This is a genomic window from Desulfococcus sp., assembly GCF_050178255.1.
GTDB lineage: Bacteria > Desulfobacterota > Desulfobacteria > Desulfobacterales > Desulfococcaceae > Desulfococcus > Desulfococcus multivorans.
This window is the reverse complement of the sequence record NZ_JBFXGG010000180.1, coordinates 1,577-3,991: the sequence shown is the minus strand read 5'-3', so window position 1 is coordinate 3,991 and position 2,415 is coordinate 1,577. Positions and strand designations below refer to the sequence as shown.

General features: G+C 55.7%; 2 protein-coding genes and 1 pseudogene. All 3 read left to right on the top strand.

What is annotated here, in order from left to right:
- On the top strand, nucleotides 1–1,421 hold a 1,421-nt coding region (gene cls, locus AB7S84_RS16845; protein ID WP_428155929.1), incomplete at its 5' end, for a cardiolipin synthase.
- Between the two features lie 148 nt (nucleotides 1,422–1,569).
- Nucleotides 1,570–2,136, top strand: coding sequence for an Hsp20/alpha crystallin family protein (locus tag AB7S84_RS16840; protein WP_428155927.1), 567 nt, complete (start codon nucleotides 1,570–1,572; stop codon nucleotides 2,134–2,136).
- A gap of 58 nt (nucleotides 2,137–2,194) precedes the next feature.
- A pseudogene (locus AB7S84_RS16835) lies at nucleotides 2,195–2,415 on the top strand (Hsp20/alpha crystallin family protein); the annotation flags it as partial.

Sequence of the window (2,415 nt, the reverse complement as noted above, 5' to 3'; positions counted from 1 at the left end):
TCTTGTGGACGTTGTCGTGGGTCGGCGCCCTGCTCACCGTGCCCAGCGTGCTGCTGCAACGTGCCGGAAGGCCGATCGCAGCGGTCAGTTGGATTCTGGCGCTGTTCGCCCTGCCGGCCCTGGCCTTGGCTGCCTGGTGGCTTTTCGGTCGGGTTCACCTGCGCGGCCGCGTCCGCAGGCGGCGGGGCAGCTCCCGGTCAACGGTGAGATCGTTGTCGGAAACCCGGCGTGACATGCTGGATTCCAAAGCGGAGTATTCAACACGTCAACGGACTGCATCGCTTTTGGCACCCCATCTGCCACAGGAAATGACCGATTGCGTCTTTCCCGCTACGCCGGGCAACCGGGTCAGCCTGTTAACCGGTGTGGCGGAAGTCCAGCAGGCATGGATGGAGATGGTCCGGGAAGCGGAGCATCATCTGCATCTGCTTTTCTATATCTGGCGCGATGACCGTGTCGGCCGCACCTTGCGCGACCTGTTGATTGAAAAGGCACGATCAGGGGTGCAGGTGCGCGTCATGTACGATGCCGTGGGATCGCTTGGTTTGCCATCGGGATTTTTTGCCGAACTGATCCGATGCGGCGGCCAGGTAGCGCGCTTCATGCCGATGCGGCTGGCGTCCGCCACGCCGACCCTGAACTTCCGGAACCACCGCAAGCTCATTGTTGCCGACGGCCGCAAAGCCTATACCGGCGGCGTTAATGTCGGCGAGGAATTCGTGGATTGGCAGGACCTCGGTATTGTCATCAGCGGTCCTGGGGTCAATCAATTGCAAGAAGTGTTTATAGACGACTGGTATTTCACAACCGGCGAAGAACTTGCGAGCAGTCGCTATTTTTTTAGCCAACCGCGCATGCCCGCCGCTGATCAGGGAGGTGCCATATGCGAAACCATCGTCAGCGGACCGGATCAGGCATTCAACACGACGCGGGAAATGGTGTTTCTGGCGGTTACCCAGTGCCGGTGGCGGCTATGGATCGCCACCCCCTACTTCGTGCCGGATGAAGCCCTGCTTTTAGCGCTTCGCACGGCCGTTTACAGGGGTGTGGATGTGCGATTGATTCTGCCGGCGCGCAACAATCACCCTCTGGTCCGGCGCGCCTCGTGTGCTTATTACCCTGAATTGCTCCAAAGCGGTGTGCATATTTACGAGTACCGCGGCATGTCGCACGCCAAGGCCATGCTGTTTGATGACGACGGCGTGCTCATCGGCAGCGCGAACCTCGACATTCGTAGTTTCCGGCTCAATTTCGAGTTAAGCACTTTTGTGCGTGATACCGGTTTAAACCGTGATCTTACAGCCTGGTTTGACAGGCTGCTGGCAGACGCCGACGAGATGACGGCCGATGATTTCAACCAGCTACCGCCTGGAACACGGCTGGTGAATGCAACGGCGCACTTGTTGAGCCCGCTGCTTTGACAAGAGCAACCTGTTATTTTTTCAATCGGTTAATTTTTTTGACTAATATCAGCAACAGGACTTGACATGCTGATTGGCGACATTACTTTTTACGCAAAACATTAAAAGTAATGTCATTTTCAAAACCAACAGACAAAGGAGGCAAACAATGGACATCAAAAAATGGGTTCCCTGGAATTGGTTCAAGAAGGAAGAAGAGGATGCCGGTAAAATGGTGCCGGTGAAACGCGAAAACGCCAAGGAACAAGGCGGTGTGCCGGCTCATCCGCTGCAGCAGTTTCATCATGAGATCGACCGGCTTTTCGATCAGGCCTTCCGCGGTTTCGGGCTCTCCCCGTTCGGGTTCGATCAGCCCCTGTTTCCGCGACTGGCCGACGGCATCCTGAAGCCCACCCTGGATCTTGGCGCTAACGAGAAGGAGTACACCATTACCGTTGAGATACCCGGCGTGGATGAAAAGGATGTCAAGCTGGAGATCGTCAACGACACCCTGACCATCAGCGGCGAAAAGAAACAGGAAAAGGAAGAGAAGGAAAAGAACTACTACCGGATGGAGCGCTCCTACGGTTCGTTCCAGCGGGTGCTTTCCCTTCCCGAGGACGCGGATCAGGACAAGGTCAACGCCACCTTTAAAAAAGGCGTGTTGACCGTGACCATGCCGAGAAAGGCGCTGCCGAAATCGGATGTGAAACAAATCGAGGTAAAAAGCGCTTAATGTTTCATGGCCAACAATGAGCTTAACAAAGGCACTAAACGAAAGGGAGGAAAGAATCATGCTGACAAGAAATGTATTCGGTTTACCGTCCATGGGCTGGCGCAATCCGTTTGCGGACTTTGTAGACATGACCCGCCGGATGGATTTGCTGACCAATGCAATGTACGGCCGACCGGGCGCGCGACTCATGATGCCGAAGGTATTCCCGGCGATCAACATCACCGAAGACAAGGACAAATACTATGTCCGCGCGGAGCTTCCCGGCATCAAAGCCGAGGA

What these genes read in the sequence shown, in the direction of transcription:
- AB7S84_RS16840 (WP_428155927.1), top strand. Translation starts at nt 1,570, where the DNA reads ATGGACATCAAAAAATGGGTTCCCTGGAATTGGTTCAAGAAGGAAGAA.